Origin of the sequence: Alteromonas sp. CH_MED4-4, from assembly GCF_037029575.1 — a bacterium.
Classification (GTDB): Bacteria; Pseudomonadota; Gammaproteobacteria; order Enterobacterales; family Alteromonadaceae; genus Alteromonas; species Alteromonas macleodii.
Window position 1 is genome coordinate 109,634 of the sequence record NZ_JAYMEU010000004.1, and the last position, 24,406, is coordinate 134,039.

Sequence of the window (24,406 nt, forward strand, 5' to 3'; positions counted from 1 at the left end):
GCACGTTGTTAATCCCTACAAAGGACTAACAACGTAACTGTCGATGGTTACTTTACCTTCGGTATCAATATGCACATGCCAGCGCTCTTTTACCTGTACCTCAACCGATTCCCCTTTAAAGTCAGACGATTCAAATGTGTCAGCGCGAAGGTTAATTCGAAGGTCTACTATAAACCCATTGGGCTTCGCTGAATCAGCATCGGGTTTGATATCAATTTGATCTACGCGGTGCTCACAGTTAGGTTTAAACGTCTTGCGTGCCCACGCGTACCAGTCGTTGAATCCAGCATGGCCTTGAAATCGTCCCTCTGGCGCTTGCCAGACAACCTCCTCGCTGAGATTCGGTAGAAACGCTTCACTTGACGCCGGTAATTGATCGAACTGCCCAAACCACGTCGTTACAAACTGTTTGATACGCAATTCTGGAGAGTTCATCAAAACATCAATAGCATCGGCTACCCGCTTACCATGTTGATCACCACGGGCCTGAACGTCTGAAAGCGTGTTGTAAACACCTTCAATGTACACCATGCGATGGCTGTAAATTGGCTTGTGGTACTGCATTTTTGCAAGGTAAGCGAGCTGTTCTAGCGGGCGTAAGAATTCTTCCACACTGAAATGGTTATAGCCTAGCGGTCTATAAGACTCTTTTGGGCCACCTACCGAAATGGACAGTAAAAAGTGCTTATTCGCCAGCTTGTCTCCTTCAGGGCCAAACGCAAAATTATAAGTAAATACTTGGTCAATCCAGCGCTTAAGTAAAGCTGGTACAGAATACCAGTAGAAAGGAAACTGCAGCACAATTACCTCAGCTTCAAGCAAGGCTTTTTGCTCTGCCTCTACATCAATTGGGTTGTTAGAATAAAGGGTGTCCAAACGTCTAACTTCAATGTCGTCTATGCGCTTAGTCAGGCTTTGCAAAATAGCGCTATTAGCATTGGACTGGTCTAAATTAGGATGGCCGGAGATAACTAATACTTTACTCATTACTTCTACCTTTGCGTGATAATTTTATGGTTGGTTCAAAGTGAACAGATAGAATTTTATGCTTGAATGACCTTTAGTTTTAGATGATGATTAACTCAAAGATTATTAGTTTAAAACTAACAATTAAATTCTAGATATAATTTGGGGCTTGAAACCCTTCGACCAATTTGTCACTTAGACTTTCAAGAGGCGCTATAAGTGAACGGCACCACATTTCAACAACTTATTGTTTTTCATGCTATTGCCGATGAAGGCAGTATTAGTGGCGCAGCTCGCCAGTTAGAAATGGCACCGCCGTCTGTAAGCCACGCGCTTAAATCTCTAGAAGCAAGTGTGGGCGTTCCTTTGTTCAATCGAACCACGCGTAGAGTTGAATTAACCGATGCGGGAAAGTTACTTAAGCAGCAAACTCATCATGCTATCGACACGTTAGATATTGCATTTGAAGAGGTCAACGCCCTTAGCTATACCCCTAGGGGCACGGTTCGTATTACCACTCCTCGCTTCGCCTTCCAACAGCTTTTGGCGCCTTATTACCAAGAGTTTTGCGAGCGCTATCCAGACTTAAAGCTTGAGGTATCGATAAACGATGCAGCCGTAAATTTGATTACCGATGGGATGGATGTGGGTATTCGCTTTGGTGATAGGATAGAAGAAGGCATGGTGGCAAAGCGATTAACTAATGCCACTAAAGAATGTTTGTTCTGCTCACCTCACTACGCTAAAAAGTATGGCCTTCCCTCGTCTATTGATAGCCTTCAGCAACACAAGCTCATTCAATATCGTTTTATTACCTCTAACAAACTTGCGCCACTTCATCTGTGGCAAAACCAGCAAGCTGTGAGTGTTTCAATGCCGATTGCTATGGTAGTCAACGATACAGATTTGATGATTGATGCTGCCAAAAAAGGGTTAGGTATAGGAAGAATTGTTGAACCTATGGTGGATGAATTATTTGAAACTGGCGAGCTTGTTCCCGTACTTAAAGAGAACTGGTTTCCTTATTCAGGGCTGTTTATGTATTTTCAGCAACATAGTCAAAAGGCCCAAAGAATTAGGGCCTTAATCGACTTTCTTGAAGAAAAACACGCCGTTTGACACTAGCCTGTTGTTCTTTACTGTGCATCAAATCTCAACAGGTGTTGTAACTTGTTTGCTTTCAGTGCACTAGCGTATCGTTTTTAAGCTGCTGCAGATCCGCCAAGCGGTCTTTCGCATTTTCTGGCGCAATCGCTAAAATATCGCGACTGCCCACCTCCTCTCTTTTTTCTAATGTCACTGAAGTAATCAGCCATTGCCCTTCTATCTTTCTAAAAGTGAAGTGGTAGATGCCCGAAACTTGCCAAAAACCATCATGCCCTAGCCAATGACTGGCAGTAAAGGGCACGTTAGCAAACGCTATATCTTCTTTTCGATTAATACTGGGGTTCCCCAAGTAGTGAAATGTTTTATCAAAACCAGGCAAAAAAGCCGCCCAGTTTTGCATCAAGACCTCACGTTTTTGGGTTACCGCTTCGCCCCCAAACAAACTGGTGTAGTCTGTTGTTACATGTGGCGCAAACAGTAAGGTTAAGTATTCATAAGCATTGTTGTCAGCTAATGCTGAAAAGCTATTAAGGTTGCTGTGAATACTTGCAATGTCTTTATCACGGTTCGAATGGGATGTGGCGGCATGGCCCATAGTAAAAACTCCAACTAACATGACACAAATTATGGCTTTAAATTTCATTTCTGAGCCTTTAATAGGTAAATACTCGTCTTACAATGCGCTGTCGAAGTGGGAAACTACGGCGTTAACGGCTTTTTCAACGGCTTCAGGTTGGTCGTAGAAGTCAAATTGATTGATGTTATCTAGCCAAATTGCATTTACCGAATCAGTCGCGGTTTCCAAATACTGATGTGCACCTTGTGGCAGCGCCATCGCTTCTGATGCAACCATTAAAACCGGTATAGTCTGTTTTGATGCACTTAACTGCGCATTATAATTAAGCCAACCGCTCCATGACGTCACGTTGAATTTGTTGTCGTAGGCAGGCAACAAACCTCGTGATTGCTCAGTGTAGTAAGGTGCGTTGTACATCAAGGCGTTTTCATTGGTTAAACTTGCCGCTTCAATAACTAATGGCTCGGATTTGTCTTTCTCTGCCGCTGCTAACGCAAGTAATTGATTGCGATTTTCTTCACCGCCATAAATAGCTGTTGCCATTGCTTCATCGTGTAACCAGGGGGCCACTACTGCCACCGCACCTAACCGAGTATTTTGGCTTGATTGAGTATTTTGAACCGCAGCATCAAGCATATAGCCCGCTGAGGCACAAATGGCCAAGCCAGCAATACGGCTGTTGTCCACCTGCGCGACGTTTGATAGCGCTTTGATAACAGCCTGTATATCTTGCGTTTTACGAACAGGATCTTCAAGGTACGCGGTTTGGTTGTCATCGGTATCTCTTGACGCTCCCCAACCTCTAAAATCAAATGTAACAGCAGCGTAGCCTCGCTCGGCTAGTGCCTTTGCATAAACAGCTGGCATTTGCTCTTTTACTGATGTCCATGCACCTGTAACAACGACCACTGGTGGATTAGCAATACCTTTTGGAAGGTATAAATTTGCAGCCAAGTTGCCCACTTCTGTGTTTAACGTGATATTTTCCATTTGAAATCCTTGCTGGTTGTATTGACGATGACTATTTTTGTTTTCACTGCTTAACTGCGCATGATTAGCGCTTAGTTGTTCAATGCTTGTTCGGGCTTGGTTTAGCGCGTCTGTTTGCGATGGTTGTTGAGCGTGTGATATGCCCGGTTGTAATATGACCAGTGGCGATATCAAAAGTGACTGTGCAATTACTGTTATGGTAGTTTTAAGCATTTGGCTGTGCTCTTTAAGTGGGTAATCAATGAGCACAGGATATGAAATAGTGCGCCTTAGTTATTGCACATTAATGCTAATTATTTGTAGGTTATTGCTAAAGGAAACATAAAGCTTGAAGTCACGTTTAGCCTTTTTTGATCATGCGACACATCAACCTTCATCGTGCAAAGACGTACTAGATATTGCTTTTTCAAACGACGGTCTCGATTGGAAAGGCATCATTTTAGAGAAAGGAAAGTCGCCTCACTTTTACCCTCAAAATGTGTATACCCCTTATTTCTATTTCGCACTCGCTCTTGAAAGCGACCTGAATTGGAACATAGAAGCGAATGGAAGTATGGTTTCTTTAAAAACCAGTCCGGGAAACATTTGGATTAATCCACCTAAAACGCCGTTTACACACGACATATCCGAGCCTTGTTATTTTGTTATTTTAGCGGTTGAAGAGCGTGTATTTTTAGACGCATGTCCGTTTAAGGTAGAACAAGAACAGCTGCAGTTTCTGAACAACTACAATGTGGAAGACGAGACCATAAAGGGGCTAATTGAGCTTCTGTTATTAGAGACACAAGCAAAGGGTCGTAATGGGAAAGCCTATTTAAGTAACTTATTGTCTGCACTTTCTGCTCATTATATCCAAAATTATTCAAATTACCGCGACCTTCAAGATTCCTCAGCAAAGAGTGTCAAAATAGGCAAGTCACAGATAGATAAGATTGAGCAATACATTAAAGAAAATATAGGCAGTACCATTAGCGTAGATGCGCTGGCCGAACTCGTTTTTTGCAGCAAGTTCCACTTTTTAAGAGAGTTTAAAAAGAGTGTTGGGGAAACACCGTACCAATTTATTACCCAATACCGTGTTGAGCAAAGTAAAAAATACTTACTCGCGTATACTCATTCCATGAGCGACATCGCGTTATTACTGGGATTCAATGACCAATCTCACTTCAGTCGTGTTTTCAAAAATCACGAAGGCATTACCCCAAGCCAATTCATTAAACAATACAGCGCGTAGAATAAACTATTTTGGACATTACCTACTCAATAAAGCCCTTGCTAAGACTTTATGGGTAATTGCCCTAATGCCGCTGCGCATGCCAAGCCAATGGCAAACGTCATCGCCACACTGGTGAAGGTGCCCAAAAGTACATATTCAGTTAATTTTCTGTCTTGGTGTTTAGTAAGATCACCGAAGCGAAATATAGATTTCGCCGCAATAAGAAAACCTATGGCAGAAAACTGATTTAACAACACAAACGTTAACATGAGTACACGTTCTAAATAGCCAATTCGTTGACCTGCCAGTGATAAAGTTTGCTGTGCCTCTGTACTTATTGTGGGCGGATCATTGGGGTGAGAAGACGGCATTTTGTTAGCTAATACTTCATCGCTCCAAGGCGACAGCAGCTGTTTAATAATAACTGAACTGGGCTTGAGTACCGCCAAATAGGCCAAGACCACTAATAGATGCGATGTACCTATCTGCTGAAGTAGTCCCACTGCCTCGCGCCACTGATTAGTGGCATACAAAAATACGCCTAAGATCACGACAATGTGCGCTATTTGATCGATAACAAAAGACGTGGTGTTTTGCTTACAATACGATTTAATCACGTCAATTTTGAAGTGAGAAACGGCGACTACAATTGCCCCAATACCTATACTTGCGATACTTATCGTTGATGAAAACAAGAACATTGCTGCTGCCGCGAGTATACCGTGTATGATTGCGTGTAGGTATAAGGGCAAAGCCAGTGCGTGTCGTTCGTTTCTTTGCTGTACCCAGGTAAACGGTTGAAAATAAAAGTCTGCTAATAGATGCGCTAACACAAGTGCCACCAGCAGTTGAGGTTCAGCAAGCATTTGGTTCTCCTGTCACAAGCATTATGTTTTTTGCATAACCCGTCATCACGTTAGTCTTCCTTGGTCAATTGTTCCGTTTTTAATGAGGTTCCACCTTGAACCCATAACGTGAGCGCTCTCTCCATATAGTCGAGATATTCTGCTATCAGTTTATAGTTACTGGCATTGAGAATTCGACTTACATTACTGCGATTTTTATCTAGTATGGCCGCTACACTTTCATGGCTCTTATCCGTGGCTTCAAGATACGCGAGTAAGGTTTGCGACTGGGTTTGTGTCAGTCCATTGATATGCGCGTCGGCAAAACGTGTTAAGAGCTGCGTTTTGTCGTCGAGTGTTTGTTCACCGCTACAAAAAGTAAGATGGTGCGGCTTTATGTTATCTAACCCTCGTCCTGACAACACAAATGCGTCTCCAGTGCCAGTTTTTACTTCTGAAGGGCGAAATTGCGCTTCTCCCACAGCAACACTCATTCGCACGTCCACGCCTGAAGCGTGCGCCTTAAGTGCTAGCCGCAACCCAACTGCGGCTGCAATGCTATGCTGTGGTTGTGCAACAACTAGCTGGAATGCGTCTCCTCGATAAATATCAAAGTCTCCACCGTAGTACTCGGCGTAGTATGTTAAACGCTCTCTCAGCGTAGCAATTATCTCTCTGAATTCAGCATCAGAATAAGACTGAGAGTTGGAGACGTCACCGGTAATCACACCAGCGCGCTTTTTTGTATTGCTTGTTAAAGCACTCTTTCTTGTCATTTCACTATGCGCCGCGTTGTCTTTTCTACTTTCAATAGACACTTTTTTCCCGTTCAGGGGTCCACTATGACACGCTACCATCTCAAATTCAAAAACAATCACACAGCAAAATGTGATTATTATTAATCACAAAGTCACATGTGACTAAATTGCGTAACGGAAAGCTAAATATAACAAAGAACGTATAGCGGCTGTTGATTAAGTAGAATACTTATTCTACCCTAGAGTAGAATATTCATTCTACTTAACATCTGTTTAATTGGTTAACAAGCGATGTGCCAAGCAGACGAAAATAACAAATGTTTTCGAGGAGACCCGGTATGACCGCGCCCAAACAATCTGAGTTAGCTTCGAAACTAGAGCAAGCTTTTGCCCTTTACGGATTCGCAGAGCCTAATGTGGCTAAACTCAAGGACTACACTGGCACCACACTAAAAACCTTGTACAAATACTTCCCTTCAAAAGAAGACATGATTATTGGCGCGCTCGACTATCGTCACAGCCGCTACATCGCGTTTCTGGAAGAAAACTGTCCCTCGACGCGTAACGAAGCAATTAACCACATATTTGAACGCTTGTCGGTGTGGCTAACGACATTCGCTCCCAGAGGTTGCATGTCATTGCAGGCTTTGGCGAGTTACCCCAATAATCTTCAAATTGAAACCGCTGTGAACAACCACAAACACGCGGTGCTAACGTGGCTGAATGAAAAGCTCGAAGACCCAGCCCTTTCAAACAGCGTGTTCCTGCTACATGAGGGCATGTCATCAGCATGGCCAACGATTGGTGATAAAGCGTTAACCGCAGCGAAAGGCGCACTAACAGTGCTACTTGATTAGCCCTTCTTAGCACTTGCATCAACCATTACCTTTCTCGTCTAAAGCAAAAATTCTGGAGGACAATATGAAATCATTGCCAAATGAAATGTACGGCGTGCAGTTAACCAAACATGGCGATCTCGACGCGCTTACATTTAACGAAAACATACCTTTGCCTACACTCAGCGACAACGATGTACTTATTGAAGTACGCGCTGCGGGGGTAAACAACACCGACTTAAATACGCGAAAAGGTTGGTATTCCAAAGGCGACAACAATGCAGAAGATGCTGGATGGGCCGGCAATGCGTTAAACCTACCTCTAATTCAAGGCGCCGACGTATGTGGCTATATTACCGCTGTGGGTAATAACGTGAGCAAAGAACGTATTGGTGAACGCGTCATCATTGAGCCTTGTTTGGTAGAAGTTGACAGTAAACCGCTAAGTACCCCTTGGTATTTCGGCTCGGAATGCAATGGAGGTTTCGCACAGTTTACTAAAGTCGCATCGCGCCACGCCCATGCAGTAAATTCAACGATGACAGATGTGGAACTAGCCTCGTTCCCCTGCTCTTACTCTACAGCCGAAAACATGCTGCACAGAGCAAACGTAAAAACAGGTGAGCGAGTATTTATAACCGGTGCCTCGGGCGGCGTAGGCTCAGCTGCCGTACAACTCGCTAAAGCACGTGGCGCCTATGTTGTTGCAGTAACCAGCGAACAAAAGCAATCAGCCATACAAGCATTAGGCGCCGACAAGACCGTTTTGCGTGATGAAGATTGGCAACACATGGCAGAAAGCGAGCCGTTCGACGTTGTTATCGACCTTGTTGCTGGCCCACGATGGCCTGAGCTACTTGAGATCCTAAAACCGTTTGGTCGCTACGCGACGTCGGGCGCAATTGCTGGTCACGACGTCTCTTTGGATGTACGGACTCTGTATTTGAAAGATTTAACTCTATTAGGCTGCACTATTTTAGGACATGATGTATTTGCCAACTTAGTAAAACACATCGAAGCAGGCAATATTAAACCACTTGTATCGAGCACATTCCCACTAAGTGAAATACACCAAGCGCAGCAAGAATTTGAGCAGAAAAAACACATTGGTAAGATGGTATTGACGTTACAGCCCAAATAACGTCGATATGCCCGAGAGAACGTAAACCAAAGCTCTTTAACGACGGGCGCTCCTATGAGCTTCGCCGAGTAAATGCTTGGCGAAGCTCTTAATACTAATTCTTACACAACTGAGCATAATTTTCTGCCAGCATATCTTGCGCGATAACGTGCTTCGTCGGCTCGTTCAACAAGCCAGGGCATTATAAGAAAAGCCACTGCTAATCGCGTTTTCAAACATAGGTATTTGTTTTTGTACTCTTTGTAACATTAGGTACTATTTCCTGACATTTTAGACCTGTACTTTGGTACAGCCTGTAAAACGCAGGCGTCTAAAAACAAAAGGAAATATAATGAAAAAGCTCATCGCGTTCACACTAACAATTTGCGCATTTAATGCGTTTGCTGATAACTGTGTTTACAACTGCCCCACTGGTCAATCTGGACAAACCATTACCCGTTCCATTTACACCCTAAACAATAATGCACAAACAAAGTTCGCCAACTGGGTGGCCTATCATGTAACCCCAAGCACTATTGACGGCCCATCAAGAAGTCGTAATTGGAAAGCTGACCCTTCAATTAACTCTGCGAATACTTTAGAGCCGAACGATTACAGCGGAGCATGGGCTACAATTGGCACTGACCGCGGCCATCAAGTTCCTCTTGCTTCGTTCAGCAACACAGCCGATTGGCAAATGTTAAATTATTTATCAAACATTACACCTCAAGATTCAGACCTAAACCAAGGTCCTTGGGTGGATCTAGAAAATGCGGTGCGTGATGTAGTGAGAACTGGGCAAGACGTTTATGTGGTTTCTGGGCCGTTATATGAGTGGTATTTCGCTACTCTGCCAGAGGCAGATGAGTCGCACAGCATTCCTAGTGGATATTTTAAAGTCGTCATTACCGATGTTAACGGCTGGGTGGAAGCCTCTGCTTTCATCCTAGAGCAAAACGCAGCTCGCAGTGATAACTTTTGCGCAACTGAGGTAACGGTTAATGAAGTTGAATCCAGAACAGGTCTAAACATTATGCCGTCACTACCAAGCTATAAAGAAAATGCTGTTGAAGGGGGATTAGGAGGCTTAACCGCTGCGCTCGGCTGTTAATAACGCATCTAAAAAGGCAGGGATGCCTACCTCTTTTTAAATGGCTGCTGTAAAAGCGCAATGATACTTGCGTTCTTCTTAGTGGCTGGCACGTCTTTTTGACCAATGGGCAATGTTTCGTCGCTAAACGCAGCGCGAGGCGTAAAACTATTAAACAGCCTATCCCACCACGATACGCTAAACCCGTAGTTCGAATTAGATTCATTTTTAGCCTGGCTATGGTGAATGCGATGTAAGCGCTGTGTGATTAGCACAAGCCCAATTCTATCATCCCACTTTTGTGGCAACCTAATATTGGCATGATTAAAAAGGGCAAAGCCATTTAGCGCCACTTCAAAGATAACAATAGCAATAGCAGGCACGCCCAGCATCACCACCGCCGCGGCTTTAATACCTAAACTCATAGCAATTTCAACTGGATGAAAGCGAAGACCTGTAGTGGTGTCGACATGACTATCGGCATGATGCATTTTATGAAAGCGCCACAACATAGGTACGGTATGAAAAAGTCGGTGCTGCCAATAGATAAGCATATCAAGTAGTAAAACACTTAACGTTACGATGGCTATATGAACAAGATACGTTGATGAATTATTGAGAGGCTCACCACTGTTTAGCAGTTGATTGGAGCTTGAAGCGTCAGCCGGCACGGCATCCAGTAAAACGTTGAACACACCTATGCCTTTCTGCTGCGCCCATAAAGACACACCAACGAGTGTGGCCGGAAGCAAAATACGCGATACCAGCGCCCCCATTACCACCATGGACAAGTTACCCAACCAGCGTGTTTTCCTACTAAGCACGGCTTCACGCGCTGGCAACAGTGCTTCAAGTACTGCCATAAGCACAAAAACGCCAAGAAATACGCTTAAGCGAATAACCGCGGTATTATCCAAAGCAAATTACCTTTATCACGTTAATTACTTTCAAAATTCAGATTACTTTTACTGCTACGAGAACTTTCACCATCATTCATAATCTGAAGAAGGCACTGTACGTTCTGACTTAGCAGCGTCGCGCTCTACCCTATGAAGCGTAGAAAAGCCCCCTACTATGCGAGTAATGACTGTTACGGCACAGGCTGCAGCGAACACATAGGCAAGCGTTGCAAAATACTGCGGCCAAATACAGAACGCCAAAAACACCAAAATGGTTTCAGTGCCTTCGGTTAACCCCTGCATATAATAAAAGCTTTTGTTAGCAAACTGGGGCCTATCTATTTGAAACTTCTCTGCTGCAATGGCAAAGGCTAAAAAACTGCTGCCAGTGCCAATAAAGGTAGCTAACAGCACCATTGCTGGTATACCCCACTCTTGAGGGTTAGCAATGCCAAACGCCAAAGGAATAGAAGCGTAGAATAGAAAATCTAAGCAAATATCTAAAAAACCACCCGCACTACTGCTACTTTGCTGATAGCGCGCCAATTCACCGTCAATTCCATCAAAAACACGATTCAATATGATGCAGGCTAGCGCCATATTCCACCAGTTAAGAATAATAAAGGGAAGCGCAAGAACACCGATGACAAACCCGGCAAGCGTAACCTGATTTGGGGTAACGCCCTTGCTGTCTAGCGCTTTTATCAACGGTTTTAAAAGTGGCTTTATAAAAGGGGTAACTTTGGCATCTAACATGACATGTCTCTTTACTCGCTCTGCAGTATTTTTTTACTATTTCAGTACTACCTTCGGCAGTACCTATGTAATACCGCTATAAAATTTCTATGACGTTACCGCCTGCGGCTAGCGCATCATCTTTATCGTGTGTCACTAATACTGCGGGAATATTACGTGCTTTTAGCTGCGAAAACGTCCAGCTGCGAATTTGACTTCGAAGGGCTACGTCTAGTTTGCTGAACGGCTCGTCAAGCAATACCACATCAGGCTCAGAAGCTAACGTTCTGATAAGGCTTACTCTGGCCTGCTGACCACCAGAGAGCGTATTCACAGTCCGGTCAGCGATGCCGTCAAGTTCGACGGCCACTAATAACGCGTTTATGGCGTCGTGTTTCAATTGCTTGTTTTTATATGCCTTATCAGGCATAGCGAACGCAATGTTTTCGCCCACGGTCATGTGTTCAAATAAAAGCGCATCTTGAAACATAATACCCACTTTGCGAAGGTGCGCATCGATTTCGTTTATCACCACGTGGTTAATTTTAATTTGTCCAGTAACGCTAAAGGGGGCCTGAAGCTGTCCGGCGATGGCTTGAAGTAAAGTAGACTTACCTGCGCCGCTAGGTCCCATAACGGTCAGCACTTCTCCCTTTGCTACCTCAGCACTTAACTGAAGCAGCGGCTTGTCATCGCGATAAATAACGATGTTTTCTAAACTAAGCACTATAAATTACGCCCTTGTAGTTTTTGTTCTTGTTTTTATGTTAGCCATGCGCTTTTACTGCACCGGGTCTGCAGAACGATTGCTGTGAGTATCTGATACCAGCATTTGCCTACTTCGTCTTCTCATTGCAATTGCAGGCATGCACCAAGCGATCATAAAGCCAATTAACGGCATTACCGCTTGAATAATGACATACACCGCAGTAAGTCGCGTACTGCTCCCCGATACCGACGCTACAGCCTCGGTAGTAACAGTAGGGAGCGTCCCGCCAGACGCCAGCAAGGTAGGTAAATACTGGCTAAAACTAATCGCCAGCCCCAACGCCCATGCCACCATAATGGCGCTGAACAACGAAGGCAGCTTAACATGATAAAACACCTGCCACGGCGTTTTGCCCAAGCTCTGCGCCACCATGGCGTATCGGTTGTCGAACTTCCTATACGCCACCGCCATCGATAAAAACACGTAAGGCACAACATAAACCATGTGCGCTACATAGGTGTGAAACCATACGGCGTTTTGAAAAACAAGCTGCTGGAACCAGACCAGACCGTATAGGAAAGCTACGCCAGGTACCAATAGTGGCAAAAATAGAGAGACAGAAAATGCATTCGAAGCAACAGCACGCGCTGGCTTTAACTGTTCGCTTTCCAGGGTAAATAAAACAAGTACCAATGAAGTTGTACTCACCAGCGCGCCAAGCAATAAGGTATTAATAAGCGGTGTTGTCAGCGCACTTGTTGCCGTACTCCAGTGCAACAGTGTTAGCCCCTCTGGCAATAACAGCGGGAAATGCCATTGCTTAGCAAAGGAGTACACAACAACCGTGTATACCACTGTGCAAATCAAGATAATGTAAAACGCCATGATGACAAAACCACACGCGCGTAACACTGCATCGGCAAAATATCGATTACCACCTGAAAGGCTGCGCTTACCGGTGTATGCCACTAATCGCTCTATTCCCAAAAACAATACTACCGCCACCGCTAATACTGCCACCTGAACCACAGCAGCGCTACTTGCAAGCAGTCGCATGGACAAATCAATATGATTAAACCAGTGCATAATGGCGACAGCCAAAGTGCTCGGGTTATTTGGGCCTAGAATAAGTGGAATTTCTACATTTGAAGTGGCGAAAACTAGTACTGCTAAAAGCGGTAACTTTATCTGGGAAAAAATTGTCGGCAGCACCAGTTTAAAAAAGCTCGCAGTAGGCGAATAACCTAACGCTGTCCCCACCTTTACATACCCAGTGAGTTTCTTTTTCACCAGCGGCTGAGACATAACGCTTAGCGTCATTAACAAAATAAACGGCAGCTCTTTCAGGCTAAGCGCGATAAGTATACTTAGTCCTAGACTGTCATAAAGTAGCGTTCCATCATTCGCAGCGGGCAATGCCATTTCGCTGACTTCATTAACAAAGGGGGTTGTGAAAGCATGACTAAAATACGCATTCAAGCGCGTGGTGACTGCTGCAAAGATACCAGAAGGGCTAACTACAAATACGAGGGAAATGGCTGCAGCCGCGTGGGGAAACACCAGAAACGGGCTTAACACACCCTGGATTTTGCCTAGCAGGGAAGATTGGTAAAACGTGGCGAGAATACAAAACGCTGCTATTACGGCTAAAAGGGTTGAGCCTATGCCCGTAAAAAGCGACAACCACATCATTTGCCAAATGTCTGGAAGACCGAATAGCGTAGCAAACACTTGCGTTGAAAAGGTGTTTGCGCCGATAGCTGGGAAATAACCTAACGCAGGAAATATTACCCCTACCAGCCCTGCCAATACGGGAATACAAAGTAAAAGTAGCAAGCACCAGCGTGCAACAAGTGTAATGTGAGTAAACATTAGTAGCGAGCCCCGTAACGTTCATACCAGGCTTCGCGCAATTTATCAGTCCAGCTTGCATGGGGTTCGGCTAACAGCACCGCTGACTGAGATTTGTCGAGGGCAGATTTGTGCACAGCCTCGTCTTTAAACAGCATAGCTTGTGCTTGTGTCAGCGATGCCATATCAAGAACCGTATCGTCACCCCACACTTCCAGCTTTTGCTTCTCGGCCTGTGCTTCTGGCGAAAGCAAAAAATTTACTACTGTCTTTGCTGCTGTTTTGTTTTTCGAATTGTAGGTCAGCCCCACAAAATGGACATTAGCAAGGCTACCGTCTTGCATGGCATAGGTGCGAACATCATCGGGTAAATCAAAACGATTTACCGCTGATGGAATTTCAGCGGCGGTAAATGAAAACGCGAGTGTTAGCTCACCTGTGCCAACCAAGCGTTGAAGTTGTGAGGCTTGGCGAAGCATATACTTCCCTTGCTGCCACATAGTGGGATGCAATTGGTCCAAATAAGCCCAAAGCGCGGGCAATACAGCCTGAAGAGACGATTCAGTAACGGGTTGGTAAAACAAAGACTGCTTATCGCCGTTAAGAGCAATTGCTGCGTATTTTATAAAGCTAATGCCTAAATAATCGCTCGGCACTGGATAAGTGAAGCGTCCTGGCGCTTTTTGAGAGAACCGAAGCAGTTCATTAATGGTTTGCCCAGGCGCAGTGCCTAACGCTTTCATGTGCGCGTTACGATAATAAAACACCATCGACGCCTTACCCCACGGCGCTTCCATACCAAGCGTGGGTTCGCCAAAATCGGTTACCATGGCAGAGTTCTTTTCCGGGCGGGTTAGCGCGAAATGATCAAGTTCTTTAACCCAGTCTTTAGCGAGCAAGTTATGCTTTTTCATTGCCGCAAAGTTTTCGCCATTTATCCATATTAAATCTACGCTGCCGTTATCGTGATTACCGGCCGCTTTTTCTGCTAATACGCGTGACACGGCGTCACTGGTATCAGCAAGCTTAACGTGCTGCAGTTCAATGTTAAAACGCTGGCTAACTTGCGCCGCTACCCATTGCAAATAACCATTCACTTGAGCGCTTCCCCCCCATGCATGAAAACGTACCAGAGGTTTGCTTTGTGTGTCATCTTTAGGCGATTGATGCTGGCTCTGTATTTCATTGCCAGAAACATCAACACTGGGAATATCAAACGGTAGCGCAAATGAATGAGAAGCCGTGATTAGCTGAGAACTGAAAACAGCTGACGCCAGTGCCAGCCCCTTAATGAGGCGACTAAACTTGCCAAAGCGGCGTAAACAAGCCGCTTTCGTGCTAACTAAAGCGCTATTGCGTGGCATTGAGTGCCCAGTCGTAATCTAAGAATTCTAACTCTGCGTTATCTTGCTCAAGCACTGAAATCTGCTGACTCGATAGGTTTAATGCATCCTTGTATAACAGCAAAAATTGGCTGAGATTTTCCGTGTTTACGTTTTTAATGCCTTGCCAACTTTCACTTTTCCGATTGGTGTTTTTTTCAAAATCTTCGCTGTACCAGTCGAATATTTTTGAAAGCTTCAAGGTGTTACCGTCCATTCTGTTGCGAGACGTATCGGCTAAAAAACGCTTGGTTTGTGCGTCAAGCTGGCTATCTAGCCTTGCGCCAACATACGCTTCTTCTCGCAGCGCAGGACAACCAATACTGGCACAGTTTACGGCGAAATGAATTCGAGGTTCGTTATATCCTTCCGTGGTTTTATTTTGTCCGCGAATAAGTTCGTGCTCTATTTCATCCAGCGTACGGGTTTTACCAAGTAGCGGCGCAATTTCCTTTTTCCATGGCGACGAGAAAAAGCTGCCTAAATCGCGAATAGACTCAATCTTAGGGTATTCGTTAAGAATAAGGTCAACGGTGTAGGCATTGTAAGCATTTATGAGAAATGCCAGTTGGTCAGCCTTGCTCCAGCCGTCAAAGGTACTTTTTTCTACCTTAGCTAAGCTATTTAAATACTGAGTTAAACGTTCCCTATCTTGTTTAAACCCATAGTAATCAACTTGCGTGCTGGCACCATTGTCAATGGTTTTCACATGCTCGCTTAGTAACGCACTAAACGGTTCGTGTAGCCTGTTCAATTGCTTTGGCACCGCTTCATCAGAGAGCGCAGAAAAGCTTACGCTTGCAGTAAGCAGCATGACGCTGCTTACTGCCAATCGACCAAATTTTCTAATAGTGATTCGTCTGGACATCGCGATTACTCTTGTCATTACTTGTTCTCTCGCCATCACCAATGCGTTTTTCACCGCTAAGCCTTTTGTCACCGCTAATGCTTTTTTCACATTAACTACCCTCTGCGCCACGTGTGGAATTTCTCTACATAGCTGAGCAATTTTTCAGGCGCGTTTGCGCGCTTCCAATTCCCTGCTGCATACTTTGCGCCTTCGGCCCATGTTGGGTAAGCGTGGATAGTGCCAAGGATCTTGTTTAACCCTAGATCGTGCTTCATCGCAATAACAAACTCAGCCAGTAAGTCTCCTGCGTGTTCCGAGACGATAGTAACGCCCAGTATCTTGTCTTTACCCGGTGGCGTGAGTACTTTAATAAACCCTTTTCTGGCACTTTCCGCAACAGCACGATCTAACTCTGCAAACTCGTATCGCGTTACTTCAACGTCAATGTCTTGCTCGGCAGCGTCACGCTCGTTAATGCCCACGCGCGCTACTTCCGGATCGATGAAGGTTGTCCATGGGATAACGCGATAATCAACTTTGAATTTTTTAAACGTGCCGAAAAGTGCGTTGACTGCAGCGTACCATGCCTGGTGGGCGGCCACGTGGGTAAATTGATAAGGCCCTACTACATCGCCAGCGGCAAAGATATTAGGCATCAGGGTTTGCAAGTATTCGTCTGTTTCAATTGTTCTATCAAATTGAATACCTAAGTCTTCCAGACCAAAACCATGTAAACGGGCTTTTCGTCCCACAGCCACAATGACTTCGTCGTAGGCGATAGTAGATTCAACACCCTCTTTCGCTACAACAAGTACTTTTTCACCGTCTTGTTGTTCAAAGCGAAGCGCATCATGGGACGTCAATACGTTTACGCCGCTCTCTCTAAGCACAGACTCAGCATACCCCGCCACATCCGCATCTTCTCGGCCCATTAAACGCGGGGCACGCTCAACTTGCGTTACGTCACTGCCAAGGCGTGAAAAGGCTTGGGCGAGCTCACAACCAATAGGTCCGCCACCTAATACGATTAAACGTTTTGGCGCGTCTTCAAGTTCAGCAAACTTGGTCCACAAGGTATCAGAGGTGACATAGCCGCTTTGCTCAATGCCTGGTAATTCGGGAATAAATGGTGCTGCACCTGTAGCAACCACAATATTTTTTGTGGTTAATGTTTGGGTACCGCCATCGTTCTTTTTAATTTCGACTGTCCATGGGTCGATGATCTTCGCATAGCCTTTTACAACATCAACGCCCAAGCTAGTGTAACGCTCTACACTGTCATTAGGCGCGATTGCCGCAATCACTTCGTGCACACGTGCCATCACCCTTTTAAACGACATAGCGGGTGTTACCGGCTCTAAACCATAGTTATCAGCATGACGCATTTGATTGGCCACTTTTGCCGTTTTTATAATGGCTTTGCTCGGTACGCAGCCGTAGTTAAGACAGTCGCCGCCCATTTCGCCAGCTTCTACCAGCGTGACTTTTGCTTTCACCGCAGCAGCAATATAGCTGGTAACCAAACCACCTGCACCCGCTCCAATAACCACTAAGTTGCGATCAAACTTCTTTGGCTTGCTGTAGCCTTTGTACACGCGACGGCGATTGACCACTGCTACGATAGCTTTAGCTATCCAAGGGAATATGCCTAAAAGTACAAATGAAAAGATAAGCCCAGGTGAGACAATGCCAGACAAACTGTCTATTTGGGCAAGTTGAGTACCCGCATTTACATATACCGCGGTGCCCGCAAGCATGCCCACTTGGCTTACCCAGTAGAATGTCCAGGTTTTAAGCGACGTTAGCCCCATCAACAGGTTGATAAGGAAAAACGGGAATACTGGCACTAGGCGCAGGGTAAATAAGTAAAATGCACCTTGCTTTTCCACGCCCTCATCAATCTTTTTAAGCTTTTCTTTAAACTTGTTTCGCACGGTGTCGCGCAAAATAAAGCGAGAAACTAAGAACGCCAACGTCGCCCCTACGCTAGAGGCAAACGATACAATAACTAAGCCTTGAACCAGGCCAAACAAAGCCCCTGCTGCCAGGGTCAAAATAGCTGCTCCCGGCAAAGAAAGTGCAGTTACGGCAACATAAATGGCAAAGAACACACCTATACTTAATACCGGGTTTTGAGCAATCTGCGATTGAAACGTATCGAGTGAATCCTTCATACCTTGAAGGGTTAGATAGCTATTTAAATCAAAATAAAAAAAGCTAAATATGGCGGCAACAATAACCCCTAAAAGCGCTATTTTCTTAAACATAAATATCCTTAGCGCTTAAAACGCGTATTGCATGGTAACTTGAGCGTGACGAGGTACGTTTGGCAAGACAAGTGTCGCACCGAAATACCCACCTTCAAACAGCGGCTGCCAGTTTTCTTCATCGGTCACATTAATGATATCTAAACGCAATCGAAGGTCATCTGTTACTTGATAGTCTGCATTTACATCAACCGTATATTGGTCGCGAATATGCACCGTTTGCAGAAAGTCTAGTGGGAATGACTTGGTATAGAGCGCACTTGCCCCCACTTGCAGGTCATCCGTAATTTGCCAGCCAGCGTTAATAGAAGCAATTTGTGGCGGGATCCCCTGAACGCGACTGTCTGATGCAGGGAACGCGGCAAAAGAAGGTGATCCTACTCCTGTACCTTCAATAATATCAGGACGACTATTATCAAACGCATCAATAACCTGCGCCGTACCTTGAAACGCCGCTGAATCATCAAAACGCGCGTCTAAATAGCTATACGCGGCATTGATCCAAACATCGTCTGCTTGATAGAACATTTGTAGTTCGAAACCTTGCGTTTTCACACCACTGTTACTGCCATCACGGTTACGTAGGCTTCGGGTTTGGTCAAACACAGCGGCCTCTGCATACCAGCTGCTGTTTGGCGCATATTTTACACCCACTTCGTACAGCGTATTTTCAGTAGCAAAGTTAAGCGGGTTAATCTCGTTATTACCGCCTAACACCGTACCACCCGCCATGCTGTTCGATGTTGCGTCGTTTTCTGAAAACGCCGCGTAAACATTTACATCACCCGTTAATTTGTACACTGCACTTAACTGGTAGCTGGTTAATGTATCACTGTACGAATCTGAAGCTGCTTCAACACCAATCGGCGCTAGTGGGTCACGCGCGTCTACGTCATAGTAATCAACACGTAAGCCAGCAATCGTTGAAAATTTGTCGGTCCAAATAGAGCGCTGCTGAAGCGCCAGGCCTGTTTGCCATGCGGTAGAGTCGGTGGTGTCTGACAAGTTAAAATCGCCGTTACCATCACCGTCTACGTCGTATTGCGCCCCCGGTGAAACATATACGCCAGGACGCAACTCAACTAATCGGGCTTTTTGGGCATCGGTAAGCGGAATAACGCGGTTTGAGATAGGCCCGGTTAAATCAATCGGATTATCGGCCTCAGTGGTAAACTGGCTATAGCCCAACACGTCGTTGTAGCGTAGCGCTAACCCTACAGTCGTAATTTGGCTGTCGTTCCACTTATAATCTAGCTCAGTACGGTTTTCGAACGTGTCAGCCCCGTCAATGATCTCAACAAAGCTATTTTGCGCTATTTCTTCACGTTCAAGATATTGATAATAAGTAATGTTGCGAAGCGCCACGTTATCAGTCATTTTGTATTCGACACTGCTTCGAATAACCGTAGTTTCAGCACCGTTAATGTCGTCAGGATTTGTGAATACGCGGTTGCGAGGAATAACCACTTCTCCGGTAGGAGAAATGATAGCACCTGCCCCCGGTACTGTACTGCCATTCGGCTGAGTGCCTTGCCCAGTAATATAAATACCGTTATCGATAAGGTCTTGCGTTGGGCGGTTGATACCTGCGTTGTCTGGATAGTCTGTGTCATAATACTCCGCGCTGATATCCCACGTCAGTACATCGCTTGGCGTATAGCGATAGGCTACAAACAGGTTCGTGCTATCGCGCTCGGCAAAATCGTAGAAACTGCCATGGTCTAAGTACTCTGCACTAAAGCGAATACCACTTTTACCTTCTTCTATAGCTGTGCCGTAATCCACTTGCGCTGAATACTGATCCCAGCGCCCGGCGCGAAGGGTGACTTTCCCCTTGCTTTCTGTGGTCGGCGCAACCTTTGTTTGAAGGTTTACAAAGCCACCGTTGCGCTGCGTGCTACCAAACAACACTGGCGACGGCCCTTTCACCACGTCAATTTGCTCAACGCTATTGAACGACAAAGGCAAACCAAAGCCATTGTTGCCTGCTTGACGTCTTATACCATCTTGAAAAAGCTCACCTAATTGGCCGCGTATACTGGGCAGGCTTGGCGTGCCAAAGCCGCTAGAGGCGTACGCGTTGGGCGCCGCTTTTACGATGTCGTGTAAATCGTTAATGTTAAGTGCCTCTATCGCTTGTGCCGACAGTGACGTCACCGCTCTAGGTGTCTCAGCTGCACTTAAACCGCTACCGAAAATGCCTTTAAGTGTGTTATCACCAGGATTTAGCGTATCTAAACTCTGCTGGTTTCCGGTTACCTCAACCACTTCAATATCTGCCGCTTGTTGGGCATAGAGCGATTGACTGATGGCAAGTGCGAGTGTGCTAACGGCTAGGCCGATTACTTTTTTCATTAACAGATCCGTATTTTTAATTCTTGTTCGACAAGACCGATACGCGTCACAAAAAATTTCAGTACATTTAATTTTCAAAAAAATATTAAAAAACACAAAATTAATTGAAATTTTTATTTTGAACGGTCGTTCTAGTATGCTTGCACTATTATACTTTTGGAGCATGTATGCAAAACAACACCGATATTCAAAACCGACTACAATGGTCGCTACTCTCTCTTCGCGTAACAATATTTATCGTTATGTTCGTATGGACACTCGATAAGTTTGTTAACCCAGCCCACGGCATGGCCATTTTTGAAAAGTTCTATGGTATCGGCGGCGTGCCTGAAATGGCCGTTTACGTTATGGGCGCACTGCAGCTTGCGCTGGTTTTGGCTTTCTTAGCGGGACTTGCGAAAAAATACACCTACGGTCTTATTTTTATCCTTCACGGTGGGTCTACCCTGTCTTCATTCCCGCAGTATCTAGATGCCTTTAATCACCTGCTGTTTTTTGCTGCATGGCCAATGTGGGGCGCGTGCTTTGCACTTTTCCTATTGCGCGATGCCGATACTAAATTTGCCTTTGGCAAGTAGCAGCTATTCGTTAGCTAAACACGCTAGATACACAGCACGCTAGAAAGTTAGCGCATAGCGATATCCCTTATATATATCTTTATCAAGCTAACAAGATATGACGGCTACGCTTTTTAGCATTTAACTTACTGTTTGGCAGCAGCATACAGTTGCTGCCATTCAGCCTCTTCTACAGGCATGATTGACAGTCTTCCACCTTTTTTGACCAATGGCAGTTCATTAATACCGTCCATCGTTTTAATCACTGAAAGCGGCAGAACGCTTGAAAATTTCTCTACAAATTTCACGTCAACGCGATACCAGCGGGGGTTATCCTGACTTGATTTAGGATCGTAGTATTTTGATTCAGGGTTAAACTGCGTGGTGTCTGGGTAGCCGTCTCTTACCACTTCAGCAACACCTGCAATGCCCACCAGCTTGCAACTTGAATGATAGATAAATACTTTGTCACCCCTTTTAACGCCGTCTCGTAAAAAGTTACGCGCTTGGTAATTTCTTACGCCGTCCCACGGTTCCGTTTGTTCTGGGCGGTTTGCCAAGTCATCGATTGAAAATGCATCAGGTTCTGTTTTAAATAGCCAATACGCCATAGTCGTCGTTAATTCTCTTCGTTGTAAATAGACAAGCCTGTCATTCGCTAAATGCGGGCATTTGAAGCGCTTATAAAAACCTGCGCTCATGGCTAGCTTTGCAGCTTGTTGCTTTAAGTGAGTATACAAAGCTCTTTAATTTAATGACAGTGCTATACCTTAGCTTGGCCAACACTGCTATAATTACGCACTTATTCTGAGCTAAAGCCTTATTTAAGCTCAGCAACTCTCTGATTTATCTAGATGTGATTACTATGCAAGCCACCATTAAGGCCGATCGCGGTCTGTTTTCTTACCCTAAATATTGGCCACACTGCCTGGGTACTGCGCCGTTTCTCCCCATGTCGAAGGAAGAAATGGATGCCCTTGGCTGGGACAGCTGTGACGTTATTTTGGTAACGGGCGATGCGTATGTAGATCACCCTAGTTTTGGTATGGCGGTGATTGGCCGAGTACTTGAAGCGCATGGTTTTCGCGTGGGTATTATTTCTCAGCCAGACTGGACCAGCAAAGACGATTTCATGAAGTTGGGTAAACCCAACCTGTATTTCGGCGTAACAGCCGGCAATATGGACTCTATGATCAACCGTTACACGTCTGACAAAAAGCTTCGTCACGATGACGCTTACACGCCAGGCAATGTAGGTGGCAAGCGCCCTGATCGTGCGGTTACCGTGTATTCACAGCGCTGCCGTGAAGCGTTTAAAGGTGTGCCTGTTATTGTTGGTGGCATAGAAGCCAGCTTACGTCGCATTGCGCACTACGACTATTGGAGTGAAAAAGTACGCCGCTCTGTACTGTTCGATTCCAAAGCGGACATGCTCTTTTTCGGTAACGCCGAACGTCCTCTTGTTGAAGTCACTCATCGCTTAGCGGCAGGTGAAGATATTGCCGATTTGCGAGACATTCGCGGTACTGCGATTATCGTTAAAGAAGCCTTACCAGAGTGGCAAGGTGTTGACTCGACCTCTCTAGACAGGCCGGGCAAGATAGACGCCATTCCAAGCCCCTACCAGATGGAGCCCGAGTGCGATTCGCAGGATAAAGACGCCAAAAGCAGTGAAGCGCCAGAAGCCGCCCCCATTGTGATTCAGCCTGCGCAAAAAGAGAAAGAAAAGCGTAAGCCTTGGGAAAACGTGTACGTTAAGCTACCTGCGTACGAGACGGTGAAAGACAACAAGGTGTTATACGCACATACGTCGCGTATTTTGCACCAAGAAACCAATCCTGGTTGTGCGCGTGCGCTAATGCAGCGCCACGGCGACAGACACATTTGGATTAACCCACCGGCCATGCCGCTTGAAACCGAAGAGATGGACGCGGTATTTGATTTACCCTATCAGCGTGTGCCTCACCCTGTCTATGGCGATGCTAAAATCCCCGCATACGATATGATCCGCTTCAGTATTAATATTATGCGCGGATGCTACGGCGGCTGTACCTTCTGCTCTATTACTGAACACGAAGGGCGTATTATTCAAAGCCGTTCTGAAGACTCTATTATTCGAGAAATTGAGCAAATACGCGATACGGTACCGGGCTTCACTGGTGTTATTTCAGACTTAGGCGGCCCGACGGCGAACATGTATCGCCTGCGTTGTAAGAGCCCGAAAGCGGAAGCCACCTGTCGTCGCCCTTCTTGTGTGTACCCAAGCATATGTGCACATATGGACACCGACCATAAGCCAACAATCGACTTATACCGCCGTGCTCGCGAATTGCCTGGAATTAAAAAGATTTTAATTGCTTCAGGCGTACGTTACGACCTAGCGGTAGAAGATCCAGAATACGTAAAAGAGTTAGCCCTTCATCACGTAGGCGGCTATCTGAAAATAGCGCCAGAGCACACCGAAGACGGCCCGCTGTCAAAAATGATGAAGCCTGGCATGGGAAGCTATTACCGCTTTAAAGAGCTATTCGATAAATACTCACAAGAAGCGGGTAAAAAGCAGTACCTTATTCCGTATTTTATTGCTTCACACCCGGGTACCTCCGACGAAGACATGCTAAGCCTTGCGATCTGGCTAAAAGAAAACAAATTTAAGCTCGATCAGGTACAAAACTTCTACCCGTCGCCTATGGCAACGGCTACCACCATGTACCATACCGAGGTAAATTCCCTTCGCAAAGTCACTAAAGACAGTGAAGAGGTGCCTTCTGCAAAAGGTGAAATTCACCGTCGATTACACAAGGCGATGCTGCGTTATCACGACCCGAAAAACTTTGCGCAAATTCGTGAAGCACTTAAACGTATGGGGCGCGAAGATTTGATAGGCCGTGGTCCTCAGCACCTTGTTCCGCCAGAAACAGCAGATGAAAAACGCCAAAAAGCGCAAAAAGGCCGTCGTGGTGAACGCGCACTGACCAAACATACTGGGCTTCCTCCTACCTTTCAGGGCAAGAGCAGCAAAGGCGGTAACGGCGTAAATAAGAGCCGACGTAATTCCAACGCTAACAAACAAGGTCATGGAAACACAGCACAGCAGCGCAACGACACCGGCGGGAATAAGAATAGAGGCAACGCTTCGAAAGGAAATAATAGTAGTGGCAACAGCCGCGGCCGTACGCAAAAGCAGCCAAGTATGCACAAACGATAGCAGCACAAACGATAGAAACAAAAACGCCCGGAGCTTGTAAACTCTGGGCGTTTTTTTAAGGCCTATTGTCAACGATGACATTGCGCTT

21 protein-coding genes are annotated in these 24,406 nt (G+C 45.5%); 7 read left to right on the forward strand and 14 right to left on the reverse strand.

The features are described from left to right. Positions 1-15: 15 nt before the first annotated feature. Entirely contained in the window at positions 16-987 is a 972-nt protein-coding gene (locus WA381_RS04580; protein WP_156086359.1) for an NAD(P)H-dependent oxidoreductase, read from the reverse strand. 198 nt (positions 988-1,185) lie between these two features. Between WA381_RS04580 and WA381_RS04585 the strand changes: the two genes are divergently transcribed. Then, on the forward strand, positions 1,186-2,085 hold the full coding sequence (locus tag WA381_RS04585) for a LysR family transcriptional regulator (protein ID WP_156086358.1): 900 nt from the start codon (positions 1,186-1,188) through the stop codon (positions 2,083-2,085). Positions 2,086-2,146: 61 nt separating this feature from the next. Here WA381_RS04585 and WA381_RS04590 read toward each other — a convergent pair whose 3' ends face one another. Together WA381_RS04590 and WA381_RS04595 are read right to left on the reverse strand one after the other, a co-directional pair. Continuing rightward, a complete protein-coding gene (locus tag WA381_RS04590) occupies positions 2,147-2,716 on the reverse strand; it encodes a nuclear transport factor 2 family protein (protein WP_156086357.1) in 570 nt (189 codons plus the stop codon). A 30-nt stretch (positions 2,717-2,746) separates the two neighbouring features. Next, on the reverse strand, positions 2,747-3,853 hold the full coding sequence (locus WA381_RS04595) for an alpha/beta hydrolase (RefSeq protein ID WP_231506464.1): 1,107 nt from the start codon (positions 3,851-3,853) through the stop codon (positions 2,747-2,749). Between the two features lie 115 nt (positions 3,854-3,968). Here WA381_RS04595 and WA381_RS04600 point away from each other — a divergent pair, with 115 nt between their 5' ends. Beyond that, entirely contained in the window at positions 3,969-4,874 is a 906-nt protein-coding gene (locus tag WA381_RS04600; protein ID WP_156086355.1) for a helix-turn-helix transcriptional regulator, read from the forward strand. A 41-nt stretch (positions 4,875-4,915) separates the two neighbouring features. On the opposite strand, the gene WA381_RS04605 is transcribed toward WA381_RS04600, so the two are convergent. Both WA381_RS04605 and WA381_RS04610 read right to left on the reverse strand, forming a co-directional pair. Then, positions 4,916-5,722, reverse strand: a complete 807-nt coding sequence (locus tag WA381_RS04605; RefSeq protein ID WP_156086354.1) for a DUF3307 domain-containing protein — start codon at positions 5,720-5,722, stop codon at positions 4,916-4,918. 50 nt (positions 5,723-5,772) lie between these two features. Further along, the gene (locus WA381_RS04610; RefSeq protein WP_156086353.1) at positions 5,773-6,519 is read right to left on the reverse strand and encodes a hypothetical protein; all 747 of its coding nucleotides are present in this window, start codon (positions 6,517-6,519) and stop codon (positions 5,773-5,775) included. A 278-nt stretch (positions 6,520-6,797) separates the two neighbouring features. Here WA381_RS04610 and WA381_RS04615 point away from each other — a divergent pair, with 278 nt between their 5' ends. The 3 genes from WA381_RS04615 to WA381_RS04625 all read left to right on the forward strand — a co-directional run bounded on the left by WA381_RS04615 (position 6,798) and on the right by WA381_RS04625 (position 9,526). Continuing rightward, on the forward strand, positions 6,798-7,316 hold the full coding sequence (locus WA381_RS04615) for a TetR/AcrR family transcriptional regulator (protein WP_014949290.1): 519 nt from the start codon (positions 6,798-6,800) through the stop codon (positions 7,314-7,316). Between the two features lie 64 nt (positions 7,317-7,380). After that, positions 7,381-8,436: an alcohol dehydrogenase family protein gene (locus WA381_RS04620; RefSeq protein WP_039232619.1), complete on the forward strand. Its 1,056-nt coding sequence runs from the start codon at positions 7,381-7,383 to the stop codon at positions 8,434-8,436. A 331-nt stretch (positions 8,437-8,767) separates the two neighbouring features. Beyond that, entirely contained in the window at positions 8,768-9,526 is a 759-nt protein-coding gene (locus WA381_RS04625; RefSeq protein WP_014949288.1) for a DNA/RNA non-specific endonuclease, read from the forward strand. A 26-nt stretch (positions 9,527-9,552) separates the two neighbouring features. Here WA381_RS04625 and WA381_RS04630 read toward each other — a convergent pair whose 3' ends face one another. The 8 genes from WA381_RS04630 to WA381_RS04665 form a co-directional block, all read right to left on the reverse strand. Further along, a complete protein-coding gene (locus tag WA381_RS04630; protein WP_156086352.1) occupies positions 9,553-10,422 on the reverse strand; it encodes a sterol desaturase family protein in 870 nt (289 codons plus the stop codon). Between the two features lie 72 nt (positions 10,423-10,494). After that, the gene (locus tag WA381_RS04635; RefSeq protein ID WP_156086351.1) at positions 10,495-11,160 is read right to left on the reverse strand and encodes a CDP-alcohol phosphatidyltransferase family protein; all 666 of its coding nucleotides are present in this window, start codon (positions 11,158-11,160) and stop codon (positions 10,495-10,497) included. 76 nt (positions 11,161-11,236) lie between these two features. After that, positions 11,237-11,866 (reverse strand): ATP-binding cassette domain-containing protein, encoded by a 630-nt coding sequence (locus WA381_RS04640; protein WP_014949285.1) that lies wholly within the window; start codon positions 11,864-11,866, stop codon positions 11,237-11,239. Between the two features lie 54 nt (positions 11,867-11,920). Beyond that, the gene (locus WA381_RS04645) at positions 11,921-13,720 is read right to left on the reverse strand and encodes an ABC transporter permease (RefSeq protein ID WP_156086350.1); all 1,800 of its coding nucleotides are present in this window, start codon (positions 13,718-13,720) and stop codon (positions 11,921-11,923) included. Further along, the gene (locus WA381_RS04650; protein WP_156086349.1) at positions 13,720-15,063 is read right to left on the reverse strand and encodes an ABC transporter substrate-binding protein; all 1,344 of its coding nucleotides are present in this window, start codon (positions 15,061-15,063) and stop codon (positions 13,720-13,722) included. The genes WA381_RS04645 and WA381_RS04650 overlap by 1 nt, the downstream gene beginning before the upstream one ends. After that, on the reverse strand, positions 15,050-16,039 hold the full coding sequence (locus WA381_RS04655; protein ID WP_061485756.1) for a DUF547 domain-containing protein: 990 nt from the start codon (positions 16,037-16,039) through the stop codon (positions 15,050-15,052). Before WA381_RS04655 ends, WA381_RS04650 begins: the two co-directional genes overlap by 14 nt. 5 nt (positions 16,040-16,044) lie before the next feature. Continuing rightward, the gene (locus WA381_RS04660; protein WP_156086348.1) at positions 16,045-18,198 is read right to left on the reverse strand and encodes an FAD-dependent oxidoreductase; all 2,154 of its coding nucleotides are present in this window, start codon (positions 18,196-18,198) and stop codon (positions 16,045-16,047) included. Between the two features lie 15 nt (positions 18,199-18,213). Further along, positions 18,214-20,553: a TonB-dependent receptor gene (locus WA381_RS04665; protein WP_156086347.1), complete on the reverse strand. Its 2,340-nt coding sequence runs from the start codon at positions 20,551-20,553 to the stop codon at positions 18,214-18,216. A 167-nt stretch (positions 20,554-20,720) separates the two neighbouring features. Between WA381_RS04665 and WA381_RS04670 the strand changes: the two genes are divergently transcribed. Next, a complete protein-coding gene (locus WA381_RS04670) occupies positions 20,721-21,131 on the forward strand; it encodes a hypothetical protein (RefSeq protein WP_014976366.1) in 411 nt (136 codons plus the stop codon). 125 nt (positions 21,132-21,256) lie between these two features. Here the strand turns inward: WA381_RS04670 and WA381_RS04675 are convergent, their stop codons facing one another. Then, entirely contained in the window at positions 21,257-21,721 is a 465-nt protein-coding gene (locus WA381_RS04675; RefSeq protein ID WP_101566579.1) for an EVE domain-containing protein, read from the reverse strand. 254 nt (positions 21,722-21,975) lie between these two features. On the opposite strand from WA381_RS04675, the gene WA381_RS04680 reads away from it, so the two are divergent. Further along, the gene (locus WA381_RS04680) at positions 21,976-24,318 is read left to right on the forward strand and encodes a YgiQ family radical SAM protein (RefSeq protein ID WP_156086346.1); all 2,343 of its coding nucleotides are present in this window, start codon (positions 21,976-21,978) and stop codon (positions 24,316-24,318) included. Positions 24,319-24,406: the final 88 nt, after the last annotated feature.

Excerpts from the sequence above, each read along its gene's own strand:
- WA381_RS04670 (WP_014976366.1), top strand. The coding sequence starts at position 20,721 with ATGCAAAACAACACCGATATTCAAAACCGACTACAATGGTCGCTACTC.
- WA381_RS04675 (WP_101566579.1), bottom strand. The coding sequence starts at position 21,721 with ATGGCGTATTGGCTATTTAAAACAGAACCTGATGCATTTTCAATCGAT.
- WA381_RS04620 (WP_039232619.1), top strand. The coding sequence starts at position 7,381 with ATGAAATCATTGCCAAATGAAATGTACGGCGTGCAGTTAACCAAACAT.
- WA381_RS04680 (WP_156086346.1), top strand. The coding sequence starts at position 21,976 with ATGCAAGCCACCATTAAGGCCGATCGCGGTCTGTTTTCTTACCCTAAA.
- WA381_RS04580 (WP_156086359.1), bottom strand. The coding sequence starts at position 987 with ATGAGTAAAGTATTAGTTATCTCCGGCCATCCTAATTTAGACCAGTCC.
- WA381_RS04650 (WP_156086349.1), bottom strand. The coding sequence starts at position 15,063 with ATGCCACGCAATAGCGCTTTAGTTAGCACGAAAGCGGCTTGTTTACGC.
- WA381_RS04595 (WP_231506464.1), bottom strand. The coding sequence starts at position 3,853 with ATGCTTAAAACTACCATAACAGTAATTGCACAGTCACTTTTGATATCG.
- WA381_RS04665 (WP_156086347.1), bottom strand. The coding sequence starts at position 20,553 with ATGAAAAAAGTAATCGGCCTAGCCGTTAGCACACTCGCACTTGCCATC.
- WA381_RS04635 (WP_156086351.1), bottom strand. The coding sequence starts at position 11,160 with ATGTTAGATGCCAAAGTTACCCCTTTTATAAAGCCACTTTTAAAACCG.
- WA381_RS04605 (WP_156086354.1), bottom strand. The coding sequence starts at position 5,722 with ATGCTTGCTGAACCTCAACTGCTGGTGGCACTTGTGTTAGCGCATCTA.
- WA381_RS04660 (WP_156086348.1), bottom strand. The coding sequence starts at position 18,198 with ATGTTTAAGAAAATAGCGCTTTTAGGGGTTATTGTTGCCGCCATATTT.
- WA381_RS04590 (WP_156086357.1), bottom strand. The coding sequence starts at position 2,716 with ATGAAATTTAAAGCCATAATTTGTGTCATGTTAGTTGGAGTTTTTACT.
- WA381_RS04625 (WP_014949288.1), top strand. The coding sequence starts at position 8,768 with ATGAAAAAGCTCATCGCGTTCACACTAACAATTTGCGCATTTAATGCG.
- WA381_RS04615 (WP_014949290.1), top strand. The coding sequence starts at position 6,798 with ATGACCGCGCCCAAACAATCTGAGTTAGCTTCGAAACTAGAGCAAGCT.
- WA381_RS04645 (WP_156086350.1), bottom strand. The coding sequence starts at position 13,720 with ATGTTTACTCACATTACACTTGTTGCACGCTGGTGCTTGCTACTTTTA.